Origin of the sequence: Pseudoalteromonas sp. HF66 (assembly GCF_011806445.1) — a bacterium.
GTDB lineage: Bacteria > Pseudomonadota > Gammaproteobacteria > Enterobacterales > Alteromonadaceae > Pseudoalteromonas > Pseudoalteromonas apostichopi.
Window position 1 is genome coordinate 20,455 of sequence record NZ_JAATOU010000019.1, and the last position, 26,885, is coordinate 47,339.

Sequence of the window (26,885 nt, forward strand, 5' to 3'; positions counted from 1 at the left end):
AAAGAGGAATGCGATTATGAAACCTTTAAAAGTTGCCGTGATTTGCGCGGCTGCTTTCACAAGCAGCCTGGTAATCCCAAGCGTTGTTAGCATGTTACCAGGTGTAACAATTGCTACCGCCTATGCTGAAGAGCAAAAAACCAAACGAGTACCTGCACTGCGTGAAAAAGTCTATAGCCAATTAGCTCGTGCACAAAAGCTGGCTGATGATGGTGATGCAAAAGCAGGGCTGGAAGCACTTGATAGTATTCAAGAGCGCTCTTCAAGCATGAACTCGTATGAAATTGCCATGATGCATAATTTCTATGGTTTTATTTACTACAACGAAAATGACCTAGATAAAGCAATTGCGTCGTTTGAAAAAGTAGTAAACGAAGATGCGATCCCAGAAACATTACGTGTAAGCACCATGTTTAGTTTAGCGCAACTTGCGATGGCTAATAGCGATTACGAAAAGGTAATCAAATACTTAGCGCAGTGGGATGTGATTAACGACAAGCCTAAAACAGATGCTTATTACGTTTTGAAATCTCAAGCTTATTATCAGCTTAAAGATTACCAAAAAGGCATTGAAAGCATTAACCTTGCTATCGCAGAAGCCGACAGCAAGGGCGACATGCCAAAAGAAAACTGGCTAATCTTACAGCGTGCTATGTACTACTCACTTAATCAGTCTGACAAAGTAGTCGAGGTACTTGAGCGTTTAGTTAAGCTTTATAACAAGCCAGAGTACTGGGTTCAGTTAGGTGGCATGTACGGTGAAACGGGCGCAGAGAAAAAGCAATTAGCGATTTTAGAAGCGGCATACCAACAAGGTTTCATGAAATCTAAATCAGATTTACGTCAATTATCACAAGTGTATTTATACAACGGCCTGGCTTTTAAAGCCGCGAACGTGATGAGTAAAGCAATGCAAGACGGTATAGCTGAAAAATCAGCGAAAAACTATGCCTTTGTTGCAGAAGCGATGGTACAAGCAAAAGAAAGCGAAAAGTCACTTCCTTACTTTGCAAAAGCCGCGGATTTAGTAACGCATGGTCAATACGAACAACGTATTGCAGAGGTAAGCATTAACCTTGAAAAATACGAAGAAGCAGCGGATGCAGCACGTAAAGCCCTAGATAAAGGCGGCTTAGAGTTTGAATCGAATGTGTATGTTGCCTTAGGTATGGCGCAGTACAATTTACAAAATTTTGATGCCTCTATTTTAGCGTTTGAGCAAGCGGAAAAACACAAAAAGTCACAGCGTTTAGCTGAGCAATGGATCAAGTATGTGAAGCGTGAAAAAGTGCACGCCGAAACATTACGTACCGCCTTACTCTAAATGGTATTCAACAGGTAAGCGTACAAAAGAACTCATTTATAATCGCAACACCAAAGCTGCCTTCGGGCGGCTTTTTTCCGTTCCTAAAGTTTACTAACTTACTCTTTTTAAAATAATTAATATTGTCATTTTATGTTTATTAAAGTGTAACTAGTTTGTCATACAGCTCCCGTAAGGTAGTCGCAGTTTAAAACTCAAGTGACCCAAAAGCATTAAGTTTCAGTGCTTTTGGGTGACTTGAGTTTATGCGCTAACACAATAATTAAATATCTATCTTAACGGAGTGAACAATGAAATTATCTGACTTATTTAAAGTTAGTCTGGTAGCTGCTGCAGTTTCTTTAGCTGGTTGTGGTGGTGACTTAGTCGTTAAAGAAGGCGACACCACTGTAAATGAAGGCGATAACATCACTAATATCATCGATAATGGTGGTGACAATGGTGATAACGGCGGCGATCAGTCAGGTCGTGATGATTCTCAAAATGCGACAACTGGTTTCCCAACTGACATCGAAAATGCCTTAACACAAGGTTTAGCAACAGATGTTTCTTCAGAATTCCCAACGATTACAGATAAACCAGTTTACCGTTTAAAAGCAGATACAACATTCACTGCAGATGTAACGTTAACAAATGACGCTCATTGGATTTTAAATGGTCGCACAGCGGTTGGTAACGACCGTACAGATAATACTGTTCTTTATATCCAACAAGGTACTACATTAATTGGCGAATCAGGTGATGATTTCTTAGTTGTTCGTCGTGGTTCACAAATCGAATCGGTAGGTACTGTAAGCCAACCAATCACAATGACTTCTATTCAAGATGTGACTAATGTTGAAACATCTATCGGTCAGTGGGGTGGTTTAGTTCTTCTTGGCAATGCACCAGCAAACTCATGTGGTGACCAAGAAGGCGAAGCAACTGCAGACGAACTTGCAAACTGTGGTGTTGCAGCTGAAGGTGATGCAGGTCAATTCGGTGGTAACGTTGCAGATGATAACTCAGGTACATTGAAATACTTAGTTGTTAAACATGCTGGTAAAACACTGGGTAATGGTGACGAGTTAAACGGTATTTCATTTGCCGGTGTGGGTTCTGCTACAACTGTTGACTACATTCAAGTACACGAAAACTTAGATGATGGTATTGAGTTCTTTGGTGGTACAGTAAACGTAAGCAACGTGGTACTTACAAGTATTGGTGATGACTCACTAGATTGGTCTTTTGGTTGGACTGGTACGGCGAAAAACGTATACATTCAACAAGCTGCGAACTTAGGTGATAACGCGATTGAAGCTGACAACTCTGAGTTTGATTCAGACGCTACACCACTGACTAACCCTACCATTGAAAACGTAACAATCGTGGGTGCTGAAGGTAACAATGGTATTCGTCTACGTGCAGGTACTGCAGGTATGCTGAAAAACGTTTTCGTTACAGGCCCTGCAACGTACGAAAACTGTTTACGTGTTGGTTCTGATTCAGTTCCTCGTGCAGAAGACGGTTCACTAACTATCACTAACTCAATTGTTGCATGTCAAACAACTGCTAATAACTTCGGTAGCGAAACAATTAATGGCGGTACTGTACAAGCATGGTTTGAAGGCCAAGACGGTAACCAAACTCTTACACCTGCAGATTTAATGCTAGATGATAATGGTTATATGCCTTTAGCAGGCTCACCATTATTAGCGAATGGTCAAATCGGTGCATTTAGCGCAACAAATAACTGGATGGAAGGTTGGACTGTTGCTATCAATGGCGGTTTCCCAACTGATATCGAAAATGCAATGGCGCAAGGTCTTGCGACAGACGTTTCATCTGAATTTCCACAAATCACTGATAAGCCTGTTTATCGTTTAGCTGAAGATACAACTTTCACTGCAGATGTAACATTAACAAATGACGCTCACTGGATCTTAAACGGTCGTACAGCAGTCGGTGGTGACCGTACTGATAGCGCAACATTATATGTTCAAGCGGGTACGACATTAATCGGTGAAACAGGTGATGACTTCTTAGTTGTTCGCCGTGGTTCACAAATCAACGCTAATGGTAATGCAACAGCACCAATCACAATGACTTCTATCCAAGATATGACAGGTGCAGAAACAGGCATCGGTCAATGGGGTGGTTTAGTATTACTTGGTAATGCACCGGCTAACTCGTGTGGTGACCAACAAGGTGAAACAACACCTGAAGAGCTAGCAAACTGTGGTGTTGCAGCTGAAGGTGATGCAGGTCAATTTGGTGGTGACGATGCAGAAGATAACTCGGGTGTTGTTCGTTATGTTGTCGTTAAACACGCAGGTAAAACATTGGGGAATGGCGATGAGCTAAATGGCATTTCATTCGCTGGTGTTGGTTCTAAAACAAAAGTTGAATACATCCAGGTACACCAAAACCTTGATGATGGTATCGAGTTCTTCGGTGGTACTGTCAACGTTCGTAACGTTGTGCTAACTGATATTGGTGATGACGCGTTTGACTGGTCATTTGGTTGGACAGGTCGTGCACAAAACGTTTATATCCAACAATCATCTGTTGAAGGTGACAATGCAATCGAAGCAGATAACTCAGAATTCGATTCAAACGCTACACCATTAACTAAGCCACTACTTTCAAACGTAACGATTGTTGGTGCTGACGGTAAAAACGGTGTTCGTCTTCGTGCAGGTACGGCTGGTGTTATCCGTAACATGGTTGTGACAGGCCCTGAAGGTTACAAAAACTGTTTACGTGTAGGTTCTGACTCTGTAGCAAATGCTGAGTCTGGTGAGCTTTCTATCGAAAACTCAGTTGTAGCATGTAGTGCAGACAATAACTTCGGTTCTGAAGCAATTGGTTCTGGTAATGTTCAGTCTTGGTTCGAAGGTCAAACAGGTAACCAAACACTAACTGCAGCGACACTAAACCTTGCAACAGATGGCTTCACGCCTAAATCAAACTCTCCGCTATTAGGTGCAGGTGTTGATGCGTCAGACCTTGACCCATTCTTCACTAAAACAAGCTACATTGGTGCATTTGACGGTGACAATAACTGGATGGAAGGTTGGACAGTTGCTGTTAACCCAAGCTTCCCTGAAGATATCACTAACGCAATGGAACAAGGTCTAGCGACTGATGTTTCTGCTAGCTTCCCACAAATTACCGATAAGCCAGTGTATCAGTTAGCACAAGATGTTGTGTTCACATCTGACGTGACATTAACTAACGATGCTCACTGGATCTTAAAAGGTCGTACAGCAGTGGGTGGTGACCGAACTGATAGTGCAACTCTTTATGTTCAATTTGGTACAACACTAATCGGTGAAAACGGTGATGACTTCTTAGTTGTGCGTCGTGACTCTAAGATTGAGGCTGTAGGTACAGCAACTCAACCAATCGTTATGACATCAATCCAAGATATGACAGGTGCTGAAACAGGTATTGGTCAATGGGGTGGTGTAGTGCTTCTTGGTAACGCACCAGCTAACTCTTGTGGTGACCAAGTGGGTGAAACAACAGCAGATGAACTTGCAAACTGTGGTGTTGCAGCTGAAGGTGATGCAGGTCAATTCGGTGGTAACCAACCAGAAGATAACTCAGGTACGCTTAAGTATGTTGTTGTAAAGCAAGCGGGTAAAACACTAGGTAACGGTGATGAGCTTAATGGTATCTCACTAGCAGGTGTTGGTAGCCAAACTGAACTTGATTATATCCACGTTCACGAAAACCTTGACGACGGTGTTGAGTTCTTTGGTGGTACTGCAAGCATTAGCCACTTAGTACTGACAAACATTGGTGATGATTCTCTTGATTGGTCATTCGGTTGGACTGGTAATGCACAATACGTATTAATCAAACAGTCTTCTTCAGAAGGTGATAATGCAATTGAAGCTGATAACTCAGAGTTTGATTCAGATGCATCACCTTTAACAACACCTACTATCTCTAACGTAACTATCATCGGTGCAGATGGTGTAAACGGTATCCGTTTACGTGCAGGTACTGCGGGTATGCTTAAAAATGTAGTAGTGACAGGTGGTGAAGGTTATAAAAACTGCTTACGAGTTGGCGCAGATTCAGCTCCACGCGCTGAAGATGGCTCACTTACTATCAGTCACTCAGTGGTTGCATGTGCAGCAGATAACAACTTCTCAAGCCAAGCAATTGGTACTGGTAATGTTCAATCTTGGTTCGAAGGCCAAGAAGGTAACTCTATTATGGACGCAGCGATGTTAGGTCTTAGCGACAACGGTTATCAACCAAGTGCAGAATCAGCATTACTTGGTAGCGGTTTCGATGCTTCAAGCCTAAATAGCTTCTTCGACCAAGTAGATTACATCGGTGCAATGGATGCGCAAACAGACTGGACAGCAGGTTGGGTAAAAGTAGGTCTTAACTAAGCCCTTCTAATCCATGGTTGGGGGCAACCCCGGCCAGCTTCTAGTTTTGTTTTCGGAGTATAATAATGAAATCTTTTACCCCCTCTAAACTTGTGCGTTCAAAGATAAACCACGCAGTGCTTGCAGCATTAGTTGGCTTATCAGTGAATACTGCCTATGCAGCGGATGAAGCACAAGAAATTGAAGAAGTGGTTGCTGTAGGACAGCGTTTAAAAGGGAGTGCTGGCGCGGTTCTTCAAGAGCGTCAAAATCAAGCTTTCGTTGCTGATATCATGGGTGCAGAGCAAATCTCTCGTACTGGTGATGGCGATGCTGCATCGGCACTTCGTCGTGTAACAGGTTTGACACTTGTTGATGGCAAGTTCATTTATGTTCGTGGTTTAGGTGAGCGATATTCGAGTACTCAGCTTAACAGCATGTATGTACCAAGCCCTGATCCAACTCGCTCAGTTGTACCGCTTGACTTATTTCCATCAGATATTATTGAAAGTCTTAGTGTTCAAAAATCGTTTTCACCCGATATGCCAGCGCATTTTGGTGGTGGTAACGTAAATATTAGAACCAAATCAATTCCGACTGATTTTTTATTTAAAGTCGATATTGGTACTTCTTATAACACCAATAACAGTGATACAGGCTACTTCTATGAAGGTGGTGATGATGACTGGATGGGACGTGACGATGGAACTCGCGCGTTACCAAGTGAGTTCATCGATGCCTTTTATGGTGCTGGCCTTGAGGGTGATATCAATACAACATTGGCTGAGCGCCAAGCATTGATGTCGGCTCTTGACTGGAATATTTCAGCAACTGAAAAAGACGTTGATCCTGAAATGAGCTTTTCAGTTTCACTAGGCGATCGCTTTGAAAGTGAAATGGGCACATTTGGTGTACTTGCTGCTGTTTCTTATGAAAATGAGTGGGAAGTAGCACAAGAGAAAAGTGGTACCAACCTTGGCAGCTTAGGGTGTGAAGACAAGTGTTTTGCTCAGTATTACGATGGTACATCGACTGAACAAAATGTGCGTTGGAGTGGGACATTCAATATTGGTTATGAGTTTAATTCAAACCATAAAATTGAACTGACTAATATTGCCCTGCATGACATGCGTGACCGTGTTCGTAATCGTAATTTCTATGATGCCAACGAAACGGAAGAAGGTGTTCGTGATCTTCGCCGTGTTGATGTCGTGTATGAAGAGCGTGAAATGTTCTCTAGCCAATTAAAAGGCACCCACAACTTTATTGATTTTAACAACTTGTTTGTTGATTGGTATGCCGGTACAAGCCGTGCAAACCGTGATGCTCCAGGTGGTGTTGATGCTGTTTTCCAACGTAACTATGACGATGGGGCGTTTGTATCTGAGCAATTACAGGACGTTTCTGCAACTAACGTGACACGTGAATTCCAAGTTCTTCATGACGAAGTTGATACATGGGGTTGGAACATGGGTATGCCATTTTATGGTGAAGGCTATGAGCTTGAGCTAAAAGTAGGTGGCGACTTCTCTGAGAAAACACGTAACGCAAATAATACGACATTCGGTATTACACACCGTGGTATTTCAGATGATTATTCATTTGGCTCACGTTTAGATGAAATTTTCGCTTACGATAACATCAATAATGATGCTTTCTATGCAAGTTCAACGGGGTCAGGTATTTTCGACGACAGAACAACTGACGGTGATAAATACAGTGCGGCACATAAGCTAGATGCTTATTATTTTATGGCTGACTACTTTATCGACAACACTTGGCGTATTACTGGTGGTGTTCGTTGGGAAGATTTTGCGCAAGTATCAGTGCCATTTAAGGCGCATAGTAATTTGTTTGATGCGACAACTGATGAGTTAGCTGAAGTAGCTATCAAAGAAGATGACTTTTATCCATCTTTAGCTGTGACTTATATCATGGATGAAGAAATGCAATTTCGTTTAAATTTAAGCGAGACAACGATTCGTCCAGATATGCGTGATGTTAGCTCTACTTTCTTCGTTGACCCGTTAACGGAATTCCTTGTTCGTGGTTCACCGACATTACAAAGTTCAAAACTTAAAAATGCTGATTTCCGTTTTGAATGGTATATGGCATCAGGTAATAACCTATCAGTTGCATTGTTCTACAAAGACATTACTAACCCTATTGAAATGGTAGAGCTTGCGGGTGTTGGTGGTGCGGCACCACAGTTATTAACTGCTAATGCTGAATCAGGTGAGTTAACCGGTATTGAGGTTGATTTCTTAACTGATTTTAGCTTTATCAGTGCTGACTGGTCGAGTGTATTTTTGTCGGGTAACGTTACGCTATCTGATTCAAGTGTGAAACTAGGCATTGATGATTCTGACGGTGTTGATTCGTTGTTTGAGCAGCAATTAAAAGATGCACTTGATGCAGATACAGTGTCTAACATTGTTACTAACGATGAGCGCCGTTTAGTGGGTCACTCTGAGTGGGTAGCAAACTTGCAGATGGGTTATGACTCAGCTGATGGTTTCCATTCAACATCACTTGTATATAACGTGTTTGGTCCGCGTATTATTGTACCAGGTACTCGAGGTAACGAAGATGCAGAAGAGAAGCCATTCCATTCGCTTGATTTAGTTTATTCTTACTTCCCGAACTTCAATACAAAAGTTAAGTTCAAAATTGAAAACATCCTTGGTCAAGATAAAGAAATTGAACAAGAAGGTTTATCACTTTGGAAGAAAGAAGAAGGCACTAAGTTTAGCTTAGGCTTCAGCTACGAGTTTTAATGAAACTCCCCCAAGGAAGGATACAATAATAAATCCTAACGTTGATTTAGCCCTGCAATAGCAGGGCTTTTTTGTTTCTGTATTGTCTATACCCAAACCACCTCAAGATGCAGAATTCAGCGTTTCACAGGTGCTTAATATCAAGGCGTTACTTTGCAAGAATGGCAGTCCCTTTTAAGAAGTAACAACGATGAGAGTAAGTGCCTGTGAAGCGCCCAAAGGGTTGGTTTAAAAGCGATTTATACTGCGTTATTGATTTTAACAATAGAACCACTATTACTTGCAATCAATGCCTTGCCTAAATCGCTTTTAATTCCAACTGAAACTCGCATCTTGAGGTAGTTTGGGTATATTAAACCATTGCGTGTTATGGTAGTTCTAAGTGTTAAAACAGGGATTTAAAATGGACTTACGGTTAATTATAAATGGTAAAAAAGCGGCTGATGAGCAGCTTCGTGACGCCATCGGTAAATTTCGAACTAGTCAGCCACTGGCGGTGCGTGTTACCTATGAAGGCGGTGACATTAAGCGCTTTATTAATGAAGCCGTAGCAGAAGGCGTAAAACGTGTTGTTGTGGCTGGTGGCGATGGCACCGTTAATGAAGCAGTTAATGCATTAATGAAGTTAGAAAAATCACAGCGTTTAGAGCTTGCTATTTTACCCATGGGCACGGCGAATGACTTTGCCACAGCCGCCCACATTCCTCACGGGTACTTGCCAGCACTTAAACTTGCCGCCAATGGTCAGCCGCATGCAATTGATACGGTAGAGGTTGATGAGCGTTACTTTGTGAACGTAGCCAGTGCTGGTTTTGGGGCTAAAATTACCGCAACAACACCGCCTGCACTTAAGAACATACTAGGAGGTGGCGCATATACATTGGCAGGGCTTGTACAAGCGCTTAGTTTTGTACCTTACAGTGGCGAGTTAACACTGCCTGATGGTGAGCGTGCTTCGGGCGATATTATTGCTGCTGCCGTGTGTAATGGTCGCCAAGCGGGTGGTGGTCAGCTACTTGCGCCACATGCATACATAAATGATGGCTTGGTTGATTTAGTGGCGTTTACATCATTTGCATTTTCAGATGTGCCGGCGGTTATCGAAGAGCTAAGCAACTACCCTAATTCATCACAAAAGTGGGTAAAACGCTTTCAAGTGCCTTGGCTTGAATGGCAAACACAAACAGAAATGCCAATAAACTTAGATGGCGAGCCAATCACCTCAAAACAACAGCGTTTTGAAGTGCATGCTGGCGCGCTAAACATGGTGCTACCAGACGCTTGTCCGCTAATACGATGATGAAAAATTTTGATGTTACTCGGTTTGCGCTGGTTTTGCTTGGGCCGCAATGCTAGATTACTTCTGTAAAAATTAAATTCTCACGCAATGGACTTTAATTTTTAACAGTTTAGGTAATTTGAATGAATCAAACAGTGGAACAAACAATGAAAAAAGTAGGATTAGTCGGTTGGCGGGGCATGGTTGGCTCTGTGTTATTAGAACGTATGCAGCAAGAAAATGATTTTTCTAATATCGACACGACTTTTTTCACCACCTCTCAAACCGGTCAATTAGGTCCTGATCTTGCTGGCCCAGCTAAACCGCTTTTAGATGCCAATGATATTTCTGAGCTTGCAAAGATGGATATTATTGTCACTTGCCAAGGCGGTGATTATACCAAAGCCGTTTACCCGCAATTACGCGAATCAGGTTGGCAAGGTTACTGGATTGATGCTGCATCGGCACTGCGCATGAGTGACGATAGTATTATTGTGCTTGACCCGGTAAATAAAGATGTTATCACAGCGGGCCTAGAGCAAGGCGTTAAAACTTATGTTGGCGGTAACTGTACCGTATCACTTATGTTATTAGCACTTGGCGGTTTATTTGAGCAAGACTTGATTGAATGGGTTAGCCCAATGACATATCAAGCGGCTTCTGGTGCAGGTGCTCGCAACATGAAAGAATTAATTGCACAAATGGGTGCAATTCACGAAACCGTTGCTGATAAGCTTGCTGATCCTAACGCTGCTATTCTTGAAATTGACAAATTAGTCACCGAAAAAATTGCCTCAAGCGATTTACCGCAAGACCAGTTTGGTGTGCCTTTAGCAGGTAGCCTCATTCCTTGGATTGATGTACCAATGCCAAGTGGTCAAAGTAAAGAAGAGTGGAAAGCGCAAGTTGAAGCGAACAAAATTTTAGGCAGCAGCGAACAACCTATCCCTGTTGATGGCTTATGTGTTCGCATTGGTGCAATGCGTTGTCACTCACAAGCAATGACAATTAAGCTTCGCAAAGACATTAGCGTTGAGAAAATTGAAGAAATTCTTGCTTCTCACAATGAGTGGGTAAAAGTGATCCCTAATGACCGTGACATTTCTGCTACAGACTTAACACCTGTAAAAGTAACTGGCACACTGTCTATTCCTGTTGGTCGTATTCGTAAATTAGCGATGGGCCCTGAATATATCAGCGCGTTTACGGTTGGTGATCAACTGTTATGGGGTGCTGCAGAGCCACTTCGTCGCATGTTACGCATTATTGTTGATGGTCAACATTAATCACACAACTCAACATTAAGGCTAGCAGCTTGCTGGCCTTTTTTAGCACTAAAGGAAAGTAATGCACACGCCTAGTAAATGGAAAATGACACCCGAAAGAGTGTCGCAGTTTATTAAAACCTACAGCTTTGCATTAATGGTTGATAGTGAGTTTGAGGCAACTCATTTACCATTAGTTTATAAACCCGATGAGGGCGAGTTTGGGACCTTATATGGTCATGTTTCACGGGCAAATGGTCATGGTAAAAGCTTGCAAAATACTCGGGTATTAGTGGTTTTTAATGGGCCTCATAGTTATATATCTCCGACATGGTATGCAGAAAAGCCTGCTGTATCGACATGGAATTATGCTGTGGTTCATGCCAAGGGTAAGGTTGCATATCTTGATGATGAAAACACCTTAGCTTGCCTAGATGAGCTAATTAGGCAATACGAGCCAAGTATTTTAAACGATACCAGTTTGCTACCAGATGATTATCAAGCAAAGTTACTGCGGGGAATTGTAGGCATTAAAATTGAACTTGACTCAATTCAGGCAAAAGAAAAGTTAGGCCAGCATAAATCGGCGGCGGATCAGCAAGGTGTTGTAGCTGGGTTAAAGGCCGATAAACACCCTGATTGTCAGGCTTTACTTAGCTATATGCTAAAACACGAAGTAGGAATAGGCAGCTAATTTGCATCCAGCAAATGCTGCCAATTGGTTGGAAAGTACCTAGCATGGTTTTGTTAAAAGCATGTTAATTACTAAGGCTAAAGTTAGTACATTCCATGTTCATGTCAACTAAATGACATATATATGAAGGTAAGTTTTGGGTATAGACAATAAAAATAGCCATAAACTGCACATTGATTTTATTAGCCCAATCTATTTTGCCCCATAAAAATAAACACTTATTTATTTGCTGAACTTCCAAGGCCTCACTATATTTTCTTAAGTACCTAGTTGGAAGTATGCTATGAATATCTCAAAAAAATTAAAGCTCGCTTTTGCATCAGCCATCGCGCTGCCGCTGATCATCATTGCTGCGCTTGTAATTACACAAACAAGACAGCAAGCTCTCGACAATTTTGCCGAGCTTAGTGAAAGAGAAGCCAGACAAGTCGATAATGGTATCAGTATGTTTTTTGCAGAAATTGAGAAAAATGTCGATTACCTTGCTTCTCATACCGCTATCTTAGACGCCAAGCAAGGCGTTAAAACCCATATGCAATCACCTAGTGCAGAGATGCTTGATCATTTAAGTGGCAGTAGCACCGAAAAAAACGCTTTTAGTTTGTTTGATCACTTTGGCGTAACCCACCCGGGACTTGCTTATATCTACATGGGTAATGAACAAGGTGGTTATATTCAATGGCCAGAGGGTGAAGTAACAGCAAATTATGACCCAAGAGTTAGGCCATGGTACGAAACAGGTAAAGCTGCAAATGGTAAAACAGTAAGAACCAATGCCTATTATTGGGCAGTAGATGACATGGTAATTGTTTCTACTGTTAAGGCAATTAAAGAAGAGGGCGAGTTTATTGGTGTGCAAGGCATGGATGTATCCTTGCAGGGGCTTACCGATATTATTGCGAACATTAAACTTGGTGAAACTGGCTATTTAATGCTGATTGAAGACAGTGGCAATGTACTCGTTGACGTTAAAAATGCTGATTACAGGTTTAAGCAGCTAGCACAAGTCAATAACGGAAAATACAAGCAGCTCGCTGAGAATAATCATGGTCAATTTGAAATAGACATTAATGGTAAAGATTACTTAGCGAATATTTATACCTCACAAAAACTAGGCTGGAAATTTATAGGCTTAGTTGAAAAATCTGAAGTGATGAGTGCCGCAAATGCAATGACGATTACTATTTTAGTCATCAGTGCAATTCTGATTGCTGTATTCATTCTAGTTGCTAGCTACATTTCTAAATTAATTTCAGCACCTATTGTTGAAGTAAGTGATGGCCTGACAGAAATATCGCAAGGTGGTGGTGATTTAACGAAACGTTTGGTTATTAAAACACGTGATGAAACAGCCAAATTAGCAAACAGCTTTAATTTATTTTTGAACCTGATATCGGATTTAGTTACGCAAATTAATGATTGCGCTCAAAATGTGAGTGATACCTCCGCACAAACATCATCACAGGCCGCACAACTGTCAGGCTCAACATCGCAGCAACAACAAGCTCTTGAAATGGCGGCCACAGCGATTAATGAAATGGCCGCGACTGCTAATGAGGTCTCTGCCAGTTGTGCAAATGCAGCTGAGCTTGCATCGCAAACTCAACAAGCCTCAGAGCTTGGACAAAGTGTTATTTCTCAGACTGTTGATAGCGTTGTATCTTTGTCTGAAGTGATCACCAAAGCAACTCAAGATATAAACCAACTTGATGCTGAAAGTGAAAACATCATGTCGATATTGAGCGTAATAAGAGGGATTGCAGAACAAACCAATTTATTAGCATTAAATGCGGCAATTGAAGCGGCGAGGGCGGGCGACCATGGCCGAGGCTTTGCGGTTGTTGCAGATGAGGTTCGTGCATTATCACAAAGAACATCTGAATCAACAGAAGAAATTGCAAGCCAATTAGACTCCTTACGAAAGATGTCTGATCAAGTGTCAAAAGAAATGACAACCAGCTTAAACCGCACAAATAAAACAGTTGAGTTAGCCCATTCAGCACAGCAACAATTTAGTGAAATAACCGCGTCAATTGTTAATATTAGCGATTTGAATACACAAATCGCGACAGCAGCTGAAGAGCAACAGCATGTAGCTGAAGACATTAATCGTAATGTGGTAGAGATTAAAAACGCGGCGGATGATGTCAGCGAAATTGCTGAAAGTGCAAGAGGCAACGGAGAGAAACTAAACTTATTATCGAACACGCTTACTGATTTAGTAGGTAAGTTTAAAGTTTAGAGTAGTTAAAATTATGCTTGGATACTAACCTTGTCCCTTTTTTGTTGATTAAATAGAGATTAAAGGTTAGTTTTTATGTTGGTATTATCAAACCTAAAGTAGAACATGCAGGGAAAAATATTTAAGCTAAACAATAACAAACAAACTATTTATATAGTTTTTATCATGCTATTTTTTACGCTGAGTCTCCACCTCCTCATAAGCTACCTTCAAGTAAATCATCAAAAGCAGTTTGCTGAATCTCTATTAACTAAAGCAGAAAATATATCGAATGATATAGTGGCTTCTATCCAAGAAGTCGCAACGCTATCTCCTAATAGATGTGACTCTGATTCCATCAACACATTACGTATAATTCTTTCAAAATATGAATACACTCATGACTTAGGTCTAATTTTTGATGGTAAAGTCGGTTGTTCAGCAAACTGGGGACTATTTGAAACTCCAATTTTATTTGCAAGAGAGTTTTATAGTTCTTCCTCGGGGTATCAATTCGCTTCGAAGGTAGGGAATATTTTCCCAGTTCCAGCTAGATACGATATAACAAAAAAAGACAACGTGATTGCTTTTACAATTAATGAACCATTTAAGAGTTTTGATCATCTTGAAAAAGGGTTTTCTTATAAAATTATTTCAAAAAATGAGAGCCATACTTTCCATAACTACAAATCTGAGTATCAGTTCAAAAAAGATACGTTATTAAATTCTCAGGAATTAAAAATTTGCAGTTCAAAATTCGAATACTGCGTAGAGACGCTAAATAATCGTCCAGGCCTACTTTATTTACCAATTTTTATCTCGTCATCACTTATTTGTTTAATCGGGTTAATAAGTTTTTTAATTGCTTATTCTGTTATTTCATATTTTGATAAGAACTCTTCAATCGAGTTTAGGTTGCGTAAAGCTATAAAAAACGGTGAATTATATTTAGAGTACCAACCAATAATTGAGCTAAAAAATAATAAAATAATTGGTGTGGAGAGCCTAGTTAGGTGGAAAGACGCCGTTCATGGAAATGTATCACCTGAACTTTTCTTAAGTATCGCAGAACAGTTAGGCTTGTACTCAACCTTAGCATATGACTTAGTTAAAAGAGCATTTGCAGAGCTTTCAGCTATTTTACATAGGGATCCCGAGTTCACAGTTGCGATTAATGTTAATGCGTACGAAATTAAAACTTCAGAGTATTTAGATAACCTATACGAACTTTGTATGAGTTATAAAATAAAGCCGCAGCAAGTAAAAATAGAAATTACAGAGCGAATAGGTTTGCCACTTGAAGAGTTATCTAACTTTGCAACACGGGCAAAGCACTATGGCTTTATTATTGCCCTTGATGATTTTGGAACAGGAGTATCTAACCTTGTTTGGCTCACTGAAATTAACTTCGACATCATTAAAATTGATAAAATATTAACACAATCAATAACGGATGAATTTAAACAGGATATGGTATTAGCCATTATGTCTCTGGTTACAAATCTTAATCGCTTGGTCATTTTTGAAGGGGTTGAGGTGTTTGAAGAATATAACTTCATAAAAGCTTTTAATCCTAATCATCAAATTCAAGGTTGGTATTTTTATAAGTCTTTACCATTAACCGAGCTAAATAAAGCACTGGATGGCCAGCAAGGATGACAATGAAAATAGAAAGTGTGAACACTGAAGATTTCCCAGAACTACTTAGTGTATGGGAAAACTCAGTTCGAGCGACACATGATTTTATAACAGAAGACGACATAGCCTTTTTTAAGCCCATTATAATTGAGCAGGCTTTTCCAAATGTTACTTTGAAGTGCATAAAGGATGAACAGAAAGCAATTTTAGGTTTTGTTGGTGTTCACGATAGCAAAATTGAAATGTTGTTCATTTTAGATGCTGCCAGAGGTGAGGGGATTGGCAAAGCACTACTTAACTATGCAGTCGAACAATTAGATGCAAGCAAAGTTGATGTCAATGAGCAAAACCCACTTGCAGTTGGGTTTTATCAACATATGGGGTTTAAAGTTATCTCACGCTCACCTTTAGATGATATGGGCAAACCATTTCCAATATTACACATGGAACTCCCGTAGGAACGGATTTTGCCATGAACCATAAATGTTCGGCGTTAAAATACCTCCTACAAACTTTATCCTTGTGGCTTGCTAACTTCTCTTTTAACGCGCTAAAGCACGACCTACAACGCGCGAAACAAGTTTCACGCCTACGATTTAAAATATTGGGCTCTAGGATTTAGGCTCTAGGACGCGATGTAAAATCGCTGCTACTTGTTCGGCGTTGAAACGCCTCCTACAAACTTTACTCTCGTATCTTACAAACTAAAAAATCATTACTTGTCATACAAAATAATCTATTGTATTTTCAGGGGATTAAGGTTTAAAAATAAAAGGATTTTAGTAATGGTTAAACTAAATGGATTCACAGTTTTAATTTTGATTGCTATCAGTTCGCTAATAACTTATTTGGTTACTTCATCGAGCAACAATAGTGAGGTGACGGCTACCGTAATAGAGAGTCAAGTTAATAGTGATTCTAATAAAGAAGTGATCTCGGCAAATAACAAAGATATACATCAAAGCACTATTCAAGTTAAACAATTAGCCAGTTCAGAGCTTGAAGGTAATAAGGTGAGTGAAGAGCAAGGTCAACAAACGAATTTAGCCGATAGACATTTTTCATCATCAGAATCTGTTACCAATTCATTCATCACTGATAATGGGCAAATCAAAAACCAAAGCATTTCAAGCGTAATTACAACCCCTGCATTTCAAGATTTTTTGAATAATCTTCGAGTTGCTGAAGAAACGGATAATTCAATAGAAAGAGAAGTTAAGTTGCTCGAGATGTTGAGTCAAATTCGCACAAACGACGTTTATGCTGAAGACTTTGCTTGTAGAGGTAAAGTCTGTGCTATGTCATTTCACCATGAGGCTAACTCTGATTTTGATCTTGATAAGTTGAGTACTTTTGATGAAAACTACCTTTTCACAAACACATCAAAAGATGAATCAGGTTCAACAGTGACAAGAGTCTTGTTTATTCAAACAGACAACCCATCTCAATTAGTTTTAACCAATGGTTAGTCTTTGTAGGTTGTTATTTATGGTGATAAAACCTTGAGCATTTTCATGAAGGAACGGCTTCTGCCGTGAATTTAGATGTTCGGCGTTAAAACGCCTCTTATAAACAAACGCGCGAAACAAGTTTCACGCCTACGTTGGAAAACATTAGGCGCTAGGATTCAGGCTCTGGGACGCGATGTAAAATCGCTGCTACTTGCTCGGCGTTAAAACGCCTCCTACAACTTTCATCTTGTAGCTTGCTAACTTTCCCCTTGAAACTTGTAACTTGTAACTTGTAACTTGTAACTTGTAACTTGTAACTTGTAACTCGTCACTTATCTTTTGCTTAATTTGCTGTTCGCGATATGCTGACATAACGAATATTGAATTACATTGGAATTGAAAATGAAGCTCAATCAGGTGACGTTACCTGTAAAAGATATGGATGAAGCGGTGGCTTTTTACTTAACACTGGGGATGATTCAGATTGTAGATACCCCGCATTACGCACGCTTTCAATGCCCAGATGGTGATGCCACATTTTCGCTGTCATTAGAAACCGATAATTATAATAATCATGCGGTAATTTATTTTGAACATGAGCAGCTCGATGAGCTCTACGCAAGCCTTGTTGAAAAAGGCATTAGCTTTGAACAGCCACCAACCGCCCAGCGTTATTTATGGACAGAAGCAATTTTAAAAGACCCATCAGGGAATAAAATTAAATTGTATTGGGCCGGAGAGAACCGCTTAAACCCACCATGGAAAGTAGAAAAAAGAGGATAAATTAAAGGCGCTAGGTCCTAGCGCCTAATATCTAAAAACTAACCTCTTAAAATGTTACTGCTTTTCTTTCAGTAATTGTTTTAGTTCGGCCATTTCAGCTTGTAGCTGAGCAATTTGTCCTTTGGTTGCAGGCATGTCGGCATCAGATGTTTGCTCTTCTCGAGCGTTGCGATGCTCTTCAGACATGACTTCTAAAATTGCACCCACCATCATGTTTAAAAATATAAAGGCAGTTAAGAAGATAAACGTTAGGTAGAAAATCCAGCTGAGTTCATACACAGCCATGGTCTCATACATGACATCAGTCCAATCCTCGAACGTTGCAATCCTAAATAGGGTGAGCATAGAAATAGATACATCGCCCCATAATACAGGGTTTATATCAGCAAACAGCATGCTACCCATAGCGGCATAAATATAAAAAATCACAAACATAAGTAGGGCAATATAGCCCATTTGCGGAATAGCTTTTAAAAGCGAGTTAACCAGCAGTCTAAGCTCTGGGATCATAGAGACTAGTCGCAGCACGCGGAAAATACGCAGTAATCGAGCGATAAAAATTGTTGATCCAGCTGCAGGGTAAAGGCTACCGACCACGATTATGAAATCAAAAATATTCCAACCTTTGCTGAAAAAATCTTTAAAGCCACGGCTTGCGATAAAACGGATCACTAGTTCAACTAAAAAGAATACCGTGATACCTACGTCCATCCAATGTAAAGCAAGCTCAGCTGTAGGATGTAATGAATAGGTATGTGCACCCACTGTTAGTGCTGAAATAACAATGACAGCGATAACAAATGATTGAAAAATTTTACTTTTATCGATACGCTGAAACAGCTCTTGTAACTGCGACAACATCATATAGAACCCTTTGGTAATAATATTTAAACCCACGCAATATACAGGAAAACGCAGCACCAATGTATAACTACATAAAGGAAATTTAATGTTTTTTAATGCTTTAAAATTGGCCGTGATTGCAACGCTTGCTGTGGTTTTATCAGCGTGTAGCTCAGATGCCCGTTATCATGAAATTCAATCAGCGCGCTTAAGTGAATGCAATCATATGGCAGATAAAGAGTACCATGAGTGTGTAAAGCGCCAGCAAGATAGCTACGAAGAATTTAAAAAACAACAAGCAGAACATGACTAAAACTGAAAAGCGCCTAGATAAGGCTATTCGAGTTGCGTTAACGCAAGCGTGCGAACAAGCAAAAGAACAAGTACACGAATTTTCATGGTTAACTCATACTGCTGATCTAAAAAAACTACCGCAATCGCTGAGAGTAAGTTGTTACTGTAAAGAGCTGCCGATAACCGCTGAGCAAACCCAGTTAATTACCAGTTTAATTATCAAAGAATTGAGCGCTGTAGAATTAGCAGTCAATCCAAAAGCAATTGCGTTTTTAAAGGAATAATAATGTACTTAAATTTAACCCCTAAACAGATGGTTAGGTTAAATCTAGCTCTAGCTGTGTTGTTTTGTGGTATAGGTGTGTACAGCTTGCAATCAGACTCATTACCTATTTCAAGTTTTACTGGTTTTATATTTGCTATCGGTTTTTTGGCACAGGCCTATCGCTATACAGAAAAGTTTGTAGCCAAAACAGCCCTTAGTAAAACACTCACGGCAACAGACACAAGCCTCACGGTTAAGCAGGTTTATTATGGCGAGCAAGTAGAGACTCTTGAGTTGAGCCGTATTACACAATTGAAAGTTGCTGATAACTATTTAGCTGTCATTTTAGATGGCAACGGCCAAGGCTTCGATTTTCAAATTAAAGGCAAAGCTCAAGCCATTACTGAACGTTTAAATGAAATATTGCCAAAGGAGCTGCTTAAAAACAGCCCAATCAAACAGGTTTAATTTGGTAAGCCAGCTGCAAATGGCTATAATCGGCAAAAATTATTGAAAGAGATATAGCAATGGCAGTGCCTACGCGTTCACAAATTTCAATTGGCTGCGAAGTCAACATTGTATTAAAACAAGATCAACGAACTGGTCAGTTAACTCAAGGTATAGTGTCACGTATTTTAACTAAGTCACCGAATCACCCGCATGGTATTAAAGTTCAACTTGATGATGGTCAAGTAGGGCGCGTGAAAGAGATTTTATCATGAGTGTTTTAAGCGAAAGTGAATTTTGGCAACTCGTGACCGCCGAAGATAAAACTGCCGAGCCTGAGTCTGTTTGTAATGCATTAAAAGCAAAACTGACTGATTTATCTGACGAACAGCTGATGGAATTTGATAAGCAGTTTAACCTACGTATGCGTAAAGCCTATACCTGGGACTTATTTGGTGCAGCTTATGTAATGGCCGGTTGTAACGATGATTATGGCTTTTCTGAGTTTTTATGTTGGCTTATTTCACGTGGTGAACAGGCTTTTTTAAAGGCGCTTGAAAACCCAGACTCAATTGCTGAGTGTACGCCAGTTTATCATTTAAACGAACAACCTTACCCGTATTTAGATGAGTACGACTTGATTGCCGGTATGTTGTACGAAGAGCGTAATGATGACGAATTACCCTTTGTGCCATCAGGCCTTGAGCAACCAAAAGGTAAACGTTTTAAAGATAAAGCAAAGTTTTTAAAACAAACCTACCCAAATTTATACGCCAAGTATTGGCAACAACCGAGTTAAATAAAAGCACCTAAGGGTGCTTTTTTATACTTTTAGGTTACTTGCTGTTACTATGACAACTCAGTAAGTTATTAAATAATATTAATAAAGTGAATGCTAATATGCGTCAGGAGCTTATTGAGCTAAAGCAGTATTTATTAAAAAAAGGCATTAAAAGAGAGGCCTATGCGATTGATACTTTACCAAGAATTGAAGGGCATTGTATTTACGACGCAAAGTGTTATATTGAGGTCTTTTACTTCGAGCGAGGGGTAAAATTTCAGCAAAAAACATTCTCTGATGTTGAAGATGCGATAAGTTATTTTAAAGCAGAGTTACTTTCTGACCCCTTTTCTAAAATATAACGTTCATCGGTAAAAAGCTTATTAGCAATTTCTTAGTACCCAAATCTATTCACTTTGTGTTATCTTATTAATGCTGAATTCAGCACTATTTACAATATAAATCAGCAGACTAGATTAAATCGGTTTGCTACAACACATATCAAAGGAAATGACAGTGTCAGAAAATGTATATCAAGCCCCAGAAGCAAACCTCGCTACAGCATCAACAGAAACAACCACTTTAAGCATAAAAGAAATTTTGTTTTCTTTTAAAGGACGTATTCCTCGTAAGACTTATTGGTATTCAGCATTAGGTATGATTTTAGCTTCATTTGTTCTTATGTTTTTAGTAGCACTATTAACAGGTGGTAATGAGTCTGCTATTTCTGTAATCATGCTTATTCTCTATATTCCGCTAATATGGGTTTCGCTTGCGATTCAAGTGAAACGCTGGCATGACCGTAATAAATCAGGTTGGTGGGTACTAATTAGTTTTGTGCCATTAATTGGTCCTATCTGGGCTTTAATTGAAAATGGTTTTTTAGCTGGTGATGAAGCTGAGAACCGTTTCGGTCAACCTACTAGCTTATAAGCTATACTATGTGCTCTGAATAGCAGAGCACAGAAAGCCAACTTGTCTAATGAAGCATTTAAATACGATTCAAATAGCTCGATTTATTATTAGCTTTAGTTGGTTTTATCATGGGCTGATACCAAAGCTTATTCACATTGCCCCCCTAGAGCTAAAAATGACAGCCAGTTTTGGTTTTAATCCCGAAATCTCAACGCTCATCACCCGAGCAGCTGGCATAGGTGAAATTATATTTGCCGTGCTGTTTTTTATTTTCTACCGTTCCATCTTAATCAATATTCTCAATATAGCTGCTTTAGTTGGGCTAATGCTGTTTGTTGCTGTTTTACAACCCGCACTTTTAATCGAAGCGTTTAATCCTGTAACTACAAACCTTGCCATAATCGCGTTTAGTCTAGTGCTTATAAATGAGCAAAAAGCGCCAAAAAAGTAATAAAGCCTAAACCGCGTAACAGCGCTTAATTTCGTCAATCATAGCGTTTGCTAAAGGGGAGCTGGCGTTTGTTTTTGAGGTGATTAATACCACAGGAATATCGTAGTGATATTTGTTTGGCTGAACAGCCTTAAAAATGCCTTTATCGACCCAGAACTGTGCATAGTGATCAGGTAAATAACCAATAAACTCACCAGATAAAATTAAATGTGCAATCCCTTCATCATGGTAGGCAACGGCACTATTTTGATAGTTTAAACCGTCGTTTCGGCTTTCTTTATCACGCATGTAGTTACTGGTAATCACCTCCGCTTCTTTGAGCAGCTCATTTATTTTCTTGTCTTCACAATTAAATAACGGGTGACCGACTGCGCAATACAAAAAGTTAGTTTCGTTGTGTAGGGCGGTGTAATCTAATCCGCGAATATGATGGCGGCTAACACCAATCCCCACTAAAGAACGGCCATTGGCTACTGCGGTTTCTACCTCTCGTGCTTCACATACGTTAATATCGAACTGAATGTTTTTACCTTTTCCTTTTAACCTTGCAATAGCACGGGGAACGGCACAGCGTGGATCGCTAACCATGGTATCTATCATGGCGATACTTAAACGTCCCGATAACTCATTTTTAGAGCTTGCTACGGTATTAGCAAAGGCTTCGCATTGCTGAAGCAGTTCAATCGATGCCTGATAGGTGATAGCTCCTGCATCTGTAATTTCAAAGCCACTGCGGCCACGTTTACATAATTTAATGCCAAGCCTTACTTCTAAGTCTGATAAATGCGCACTGATGGTTGAGCGGCCAATATTCAAACGTGACTCTGCGGCTGAAAGCCCGCCACACTCAACAATTGCTACAAAAACGCGCAATAAGCGCAGGTCTACGTCATGAACTTGCATAGCTCTTCTTTTAGTTCGATAAATCTGGAATGAATAACGATAATTATGCATTTGTAAAACAACTAGAGCAAGCTAGACTCCCTCTAAATAAAACTAATCCTGTTCTTTAGGAGTTATAAATGACATTTAAGTATGGTGTTGACCAATTAACGTTAGATAGCGTTAATGCTATTGCAGCCGGTACGTTACAGGCAGAGCTTTGCCAAGAAGCAATTGATAAAATTAATAAAAGCCGCCAAAACGTAGATAAAATGGCTGCCTCAGATAAAGCCATCTATGGTATCAATACGGGCTTTGGCCCATTATGTGATACACAAATTTCTCCAGAAGAAACCAACTTATTACAAAAGAACTTATTGATCACACACGCTGTAGGTGTGGGTGAGCCAATCGCTAAACCTATTTCAAAGCTGATGCTAATCACCAAAGTACATGCATTAAGCCAAGGTTTTTCAGGTATTCGTTTAACCGTTGTTGAGCGTATGCTTAAGTTTATTGAACTTGATATCATTCCTGTTGTACCAGAGCAAGGTTCAGTTGGCGCATCGGGCGACTTAGCACCGTTATCGCACTTATTTTTACCTCTTCTAGGTGAAGGTGAGTTTTGGGTAAACGACACAATCAAGCCAGCAGCAGAAGTATTAAAAGAGCACGGTTTAGCGCCTCTAGATTTACATGCTAAAGAAGGTTTAGCGTTAATTAATGGTACTCAGTTTATTTTATCTCATGCCATTACTGCGCTTACTAAAATGCGTTACCTATTAGACCTTGCAGACATCGCAGGTGCTATGAGTATTGAAGGTATGCAAGGTAGCGAATCACCATTCCGTGAAGAGTTACATGCTATCCGTGCTTTTAAAGGTAACATCGAAGTTGCAGCGCGTATGCGCAGCTTTTTTGCAGGCTCTGAAAACATGGCTTCACATACTGATTGTGACCGTGTTCAAGACCCTTACTCACTGCGTTGTATTCCTCAAGTTCATGGTGCATCACGTAATGCGTATTACCACTTAAAAGAACTTGCTGAAACAGAAATGAATTCAGTTACAGATAACCCAATTGTGATCAGCGAAGAAGAAGCAATTTCGGGTGGTGGTTTCCACGGTCAACCACTTGCTATGGTATTAGATTATGCTTCAATTGCAGCAGCAGAGCTTGGTAACATTGCTGATCGTCGTTGTTACTTGCTACTTGAGGGCTTACATGGTTTACCGCGTTTATTAACGTCATCGGGTGGCTTAAACTCTGGCATGATGATCCCACAATACGTGACTGCGGCATTGGTAACAGAAAACAAATCTTTGTGTTTCCCACCATCAGCGGACAGTGTACCAACATCAATGGGTCAAGAAGATCACGTATCTATGGGTAGTATTTCTGGTCGTAAGTTAAACCAGATTTTAGGTAATCTTGATAAAATCTTTGCAATTGAGCTTATGTATGCAGCACAAGCAATTGAATTTAGACGTCCTAATAAGTGTTCTGACATCATTGAAGAAAACTTTGCATTAATTCGCAGCAAAGTTGCCAAATTAGAAGAAGACCGCTTACTTAAGCCTGATATTGATGCCATGGTAGAACTTGTTAAATCGCAAGCGTTTAAAGTTAACTAAGGGAGCAAATAATGACTTTTCAAGAACAAATTAAGCAAGGTATCCCAAGCGTATTGCCAGAGCCAAAACCGTATCCAAGCGATGCAAACCGAGCTCCAAAACGTAAAGACATTTTATCGGCCGACGAAAAGCAATTGGCTATTCGTAACGCATTGCGCTATTTCCCTAAAGAATGGCATCAAGAATTAGCTGCTGAATTTGCTGCTGAGCTCAAACAATTTGGCCGTATTTACATGTATCGCTTTAAACCTAACTATGAGCTTAAAGCGCGCTCGATCAGTGATTACCCGGCTAAATGCGAACAAGCTGCCGCTATTATGTTGATGATCGACAACAACCTTGACCCTGCTGTAGCACAGCACCCAGAAGAGCTAATCACTTACGGTGGTAACGGTGCGGTATTCCAAAATTGGGCGCAGTACTTATTAACCATGAAGTACTTAAGCGAAATGGAAGAAGACCAAACGCTACACATGTATTCGGGTCACCCTATGGGGTTATTTCCATCATCAGTTGAAGCACCGCGAGTGGTTGTGACAAACGGTATGATGATCCCGAACTATTCAAAACCAGATGACTGGGAAAAATTCAATGCACTAGGTGTAACTCAATATGGTCAAATGACTGCAGGTTCATTTATGTACATTGGCCCGCAAGGTATTGTTCACGGTACAACCATTACGGTAATGAATGCGTTCCGTAAAGTACTTGCAAAAGGCGAATCACCAAAAGGTAAGATCTTCTTAACTGCTGGTTTAGGCGGTATGAGTGGTGCACAGCCTAAAGCGGGTAACATTGCTAACTGTATTACCGTGTGTGCCGAGGTTAACCCTAAGGCGGCTATTAAGCGTCATCAACAAGGTTGGGTAGATGAGCTAATCGATAACATGCCAGAGCTTGTTGAGCGTGTACGTACTGCTCAGCAAAATGAAGAAGTGGTTTCGATTGCCTTTATTGGTAACGTAGTTGATGTATGGGAAAGCTTCTTAGCTGAAGATATTTTCATTCACTTAGGTTCTGACCAAACTTCACTTCATAACCCATGGTCAGGCGGTTACTACCCGGTTGATATCAGCTATGAAGAGTCAAATCGTTTAATTCGTGAAGAGCCAGAAGTATTTAAAGAAAAAGTACAAGCGACGCTTAAGCGCCACGCCGATGCTGTTAACAAGCACACGGCAAAAGGCACTTACTTCTTTGATTACGGTAATGCGTTTTTGTTAGAAGCATCACGCGCTGGTGGCGATGTAATGGCTGATAATGGTATTGATTTTAAATACCCATCGTACGTACAAGATATTCTTGGCCCAATGTGTTTTGATTACGGCTTTGGCCCGTTCCGCTGGGTATGTACCTCAGGTAAGCCAGAAGATCTAGATAAAACAGATGCTATTGCTGCAGATGTTTTAAATAAAATCATGGCGGACTCGCCAGAAGAGATCCAACAGCAAATGCAAGACAACATCACTTGGATCAAAGATGCTAAACAGAACAAACTCGTTGTTGGTTCTCAAGCACGTATTCTTTATGCAGACGCACAAGGCCGCGCTGAAATCGCTAAAGCCTTTAATGATGCCATTAATCGTGGTGAAATTGGTCCAGTTGTACTTGGTCGTGACCACCATGACGTAAGTGGTACTGATTCACCTTTCCGTGAAACATCAAACATTTATGACGGTAGCCGCTTTACAGCAGATATGGCTATTCATAACGTAATTGGTGATGGTTTCCGTGGTGCAACATGGGTATCTATCCATAATGGTGGTGGTGTAGGCTGGGGCGAAGTGATCAACGGTGGTTTTGGTATGCTACTAGATGGTAGTGAAGCTGCCGAGCGTCGTCTGAAATCTATGCTATTATTTGATGTAAACAACGGTATTGCTCGTCGTAGTTGGGCTCGTAACGAAGAAGCTAATTTTGCAATTAAACGTGAAATGGCTCGTACGCCTAAACTTAAAGTGACCTTGTCTAATAACGTTGATGATGAAGTTTTATCAAACTTAGATTTCTAAGTTGTGTCAATGCAAAAAGGCTATGTTGTACACGCAACATGGCCTTTTTTATTGCCTAAAATTTTTAAATAGCGCATTGTTTAGGTAATAAATTTTTGGCTTAGCTAATGAGGAGATAGAGATGACTAAAACACTGACGGGTGAATGTTGCTGCGGTGCAGTGAGTTTTAAAGTTGCTGATAAATTTAGGCGTTTTTACTTCTGTCATTGTGAACAATGTCGAAAACTGAGCGGAACAGCTCACGCTGCAAATTTGTTTACCTCACCAGATGCTATCGAATGGGTAAAAGGTCAGCAGCATATAACGCGGTTTAATTATCCTGGTCGTGCATTATCTAGAGCGTTTTGTAAAACCTGTGGCTCTGCGCTGCCATTTGAATCACAAGACAGTAAATACCTACTCGTACCTGCAGGTAGTTTAAACGAAGAGCCAAGTAAAGAATTAGACGCGCAAATATTCTGTGAAGAACAAACAGAATGGCATAAAAAAGGTTTAAATGGCAAAAAGTTGATTGGCTTGGGTCGCGATTAAGCGCTTTGATAATTTGCTTTTATGAAT

General features: G+C 40.3%; 24 protein-coding genes. 22 read left to right on the forward strand and 2 right to left on the reverse strand.

Features of this window, described 5'->3' with window-relative positions; all coding sequences use genetic code 11:
• Nucleotides 1–16 precede the first annotated feature (16 nt).
• From HCZ11_RS15990 to HCZ11_RS16040, 11 genes are all read left to right on the forward strand, one after another.
• Nucleotides 17–1,324: a lipopolysaccharide assembly protein LapB gene (locus HCZ11_RS15990; RefSeq protein WP_167658884.1), complete on the forward strand. Its 1,308-nt coding sequence runs from the start codon at nucleotides 17–19 to the stop codon at nucleotides 1,322–1,324.
• A gap of 290 nt (nucleotides 1,325–1,614) precedes the next feature.
• Nucleotides 1,615–5,715 (forward strand): hypothetical protein, encoded by a 4,101-nt coding sequence (locus HCZ11_RS15995; protein ID WP_167658885.1) that lies wholly within the window; start codon nucleotides 1,615–1,617, stop codon nucleotides 5,713–5,715.
• A gap of 65 nt (nucleotides 5,716–5,780) precedes the next feature.
• The gene (locus HCZ11_RS16000) at nucleotides 5,781–8,471 is read left to right on the forward strand and encodes a TonB-dependent receptor (protein ID WP_130052549.1); all 2,691 of its coding nucleotides are present in this window, start codon (nucleotides 5,781–5,783) and stop codon (nucleotides 8,469–8,471) included.
• Nucleotides 8,472–8,874: 403 nt separating this feature from the next.
• Nucleotides 8,875–9,771: a lipid kinase YegS gene (gene yegS, locus HCZ11_RS16005; protein WP_167658886.1), complete on the forward strand. Its 897-nt coding sequence runs from the start codon at nucleotides 8,875–8,877 to the stop codon at nucleotides 9,769–9,771.
• A gap of 122 nt (nucleotides 9,772–9,893) precedes the next feature.
• A complete protein-coding gene (gene asd / locus HCZ11_RS16010; protein ID WP_130052545.1) occupies nucleotides 9,894–11,036 on the forward strand; it encodes an aspartate-semialdehyde dehydrogenase in 1,143 nt (380 codons plus the stop codon).
• 61 nt (nucleotides 11,037–11,097) lie between these two features.
• A complete protein-coding gene (locus HCZ11_RS16015) occupies nucleotides 11,098–11,709 on the forward strand; it encodes an FMN-binding negative transcriptional regulator (protein WP_167658887.1) in 612 nt (203 codons plus the stop codon).
• Between the two features lie 283 nt (nucleotides 11,710–11,992).
• The gene (locus HCZ11_RS16020; RefSeq protein ID WP_130052541.1) at nucleotides 11,993–13,951 is read left to right on the forward strand and encodes a methyl-accepting chemotaxis protein; all 1,959 of its coding nucleotides are present in this window, start codon (nucleotides 11,993–11,995) and stop codon (nucleotides 13,949–13,951) included.
• A 105-nt stretch (nucleotides 13,952–14,056) separates the two neighbouring features.
• Nucleotides 14,057–15,589, forward strand: a complete 1,533-nt coding sequence (locus tag HCZ11_RS16025) for an EAL domain-containing protein (RefSeq protein ID WP_167658888.1) — start codon at nucleotides 14,057–14,059, stop codon at nucleotides 15,587–15,589.
• Between the two features lie 2 nt (nucleotides 15,590–15,591).
• Nucleotides 15,592–16,026, forward strand: a complete 435-nt coding sequence (locus tag HCZ11_RS16030; RefSeq protein ID WP_167658889.1) for a GNAT family N-acetyltransferase — start codon at nucleotides 15,592–15,594, stop codon at nucleotides 16,024–16,026.
• Nucleotides 16,027–16,353: 327 nt separating this feature from the next.
• Nucleotides 16,354–17,037: a hypothetical protein gene (locus HCZ11_RS16035; RefSeq protein WP_167658890.1), complete on the forward strand. Its 684-nt coding sequence runs from the start codon at nucleotides 16,354–16,356 to the stop codon at nucleotides 17,035–17,037.
• 384 nt (nucleotides 17,038–17,421) lie between these two features.
• Nucleotides 17,422–17,802 (forward strand): VOC family protein, encoded by a 381-nt coding sequence (locus HCZ11_RS16040; RefSeq protein WP_167658891.1) that lies wholly within the window; start codon nucleotides 17,422–17,424, stop codon nucleotides 17,800–17,802.
• Nucleotides 17,803–17,856: 54 nt separating this feature from the next.
• On the opposite strand, the gene HCZ11_RS16045 is transcribed toward HCZ11_RS16040, so the two are convergent.
• Nucleotides 17,857–18,663 carry an ion transporter gene (locus tag HCZ11_RS16045; RefSeq protein ID WP_175580486.1) on the reverse strand — a complete coding sequence of 269 codons (807 nt, stop codon included), beginning with the start codon at nucleotides 18,661–18,663 and terminating at the stop codon, nucleotides 17,857–17,859.
• Between the two features lie 88 nt (nucleotides 18,664–18,751).
• Here HCZ11_RS16045 and HCZ11_RS16050 point away from each other — a divergent pair, with 88 nt between their 5' ends.
• The 8 genes from HCZ11_RS16050 (at nucleotide 18,752) to HCZ11_RS16085 (ending at nucleotide 21,798) form a co-directional block, all read left to right on the forward strand.
• Nucleotides 18,752–18,958 (forward strand): hypothetical protein, encoded by a 207-nt coding sequence (locus tag HCZ11_RS16050; RefSeq protein ID WP_063707355.1) that lies wholly within the window; start codon nucleotides 18,752–18,754, stop codon nucleotides 18,956–18,958.
• Nucleotides 18,951–19,223, forward strand: coding sequence for a hypothetical protein (locus tag HCZ11_RS16055; RefSeq protein ID WP_167658892.1), 273 nt, complete (start codon nucleotides 18,951–18,953; stop codon nucleotides 19,221–19,223). The genes HCZ11_RS16050 and HCZ11_RS16055 overlap by 8 nt, the downstream gene beginning before the upstream one ends.
• A gap of 2 nt (nucleotides 19,224–19,225) precedes the next feature.
• Nucleotides 19,226–19,672, forward strand: coding sequence for a hypothetical protein (locus HCZ11_RS16060; RefSeq protein ID WP_167658893.1), 447 nt, complete (start codon nucleotides 19,226–19,228; stop codon nucleotides 19,670–19,672).
• Nucleotides 19,673–19,731: 59 nt separating this feature from the next.
• Nucleotides 19,732–19,926 carry a YwbE family protein gene (locus HCZ11_RS16065; protein WP_130052523.1) on the forward strand — a complete coding sequence of 65 codons (195 nt, stop codon included), beginning with the start codon at nucleotides 19,732–19,734 and terminating at the stop codon, nucleotides 19,924–19,926.
• The gene (locus tag HCZ11_RS16070) at nucleotides 19,923–20,450 is read left to right on the forward strand and encodes a DUF4240 domain-containing protein (RefSeq protein WP_054563820.1); all 528 of its coding nucleotides are present in this window, start codon (nucleotides 19,923–19,925) and stop codon (nucleotides 20,448–20,450) included. The genes HCZ11_RS16065 and HCZ11_RS16070 overlap by 4 nt, the downstream gene beginning before the upstream one ends.
• A gap of 101 nt (nucleotides 20,451–20,551) precedes the next feature.
• Nucleotides 20,552–20,794 carry a hypothetical protein gene (locus tag HCZ11_RS16075; protein WP_167658894.1) on the forward strand — a complete coding sequence of 81 codons (243 nt, stop codon included), beginning with the start codon at nucleotides 20,552–20,554 and terminating at the stop codon, nucleotides 20,792–20,794.
• A gap of 154 nt (nucleotides 20,795–20,948) precedes the next feature.
• Complete coding sequence (locus tag HCZ11_RS16080; protein ID WP_205987947.1) at nucleotides 20,949–21,365, forward strand: DUF805 domain-containing protein; 417 nt, start codon at nucleotides 20,949–20,951, stop codon at nucleotides 21,363–21,365.
• 49 nt (nucleotides 21,366–21,414) lie between these two features.
• Nucleotides 21,415–21,798, forward strand: a complete 384-nt coding sequence (locus tag HCZ11_RS16085; protein ID WP_130052521.1) for a DoxX-like family protein — start codon at nucleotides 21,415–21,417, stop codon at nucleotides 21,796–21,798.
• A 6-nt stretch (nucleotides 21,799–21,804) separates the two neighbouring features.
• Here HCZ11_RS16085 and HCZ11_RS16090 read toward each other — a convergent pair whose 3' ends face one another.
• Nucleotides 21,805–22,701, reverse strand: coding sequence for a LysR family transcriptional regulator (locus HCZ11_RS16090; RefSeq protein WP_130052519.1), 897 nt, complete (start codon nucleotides 22,699–22,701; stop codon nucleotides 21,805–21,807).
• Nucleotides 22,702–22,820: 119 nt separating this feature from the next.
• On the opposite strand from HCZ11_RS16090, the gene hutH reads away from it, so the two are divergent.
• From hutH to HCZ11_RS16105, 3 genes are all read left to right on the forward strand, one after another.
• Entirely contained in the window at nucleotides 22,821–24,314 is a 1,494-nt protein-coding gene (gene hutH, locus HCZ11_RS16095; RefSeq protein ID WP_130052518.1) for a histidine ammonia-lyase, read from the forward strand.
• An 11-nt stretch (nucleotides 24,315–24,325) separates the two neighbouring features.
• Nucleotides 24,326–26,326, forward strand: a complete 2,001-nt coding sequence (locus HCZ11_RS16100) for a urocanate hydratase (RefSeq protein WP_167658895.1) — start codon at nucleotides 24,326–24,328, stop codon at nucleotides 26,324–26,326.
• 121 nt (nucleotides 26,327–26,447) lie between these two features.
• Complete coding sequence (locus HCZ11_RS16105) at nucleotides 26,448–26,858, forward strand: GFA family protein (RefSeq protein WP_167658896.1); 411 nt, start codon at nucleotides 26,448–26,450, stop codon at nucleotides 26,856–26,858.
• Nucleotides 26,859–26,885 lie beyond the last annotated feature (27 nt).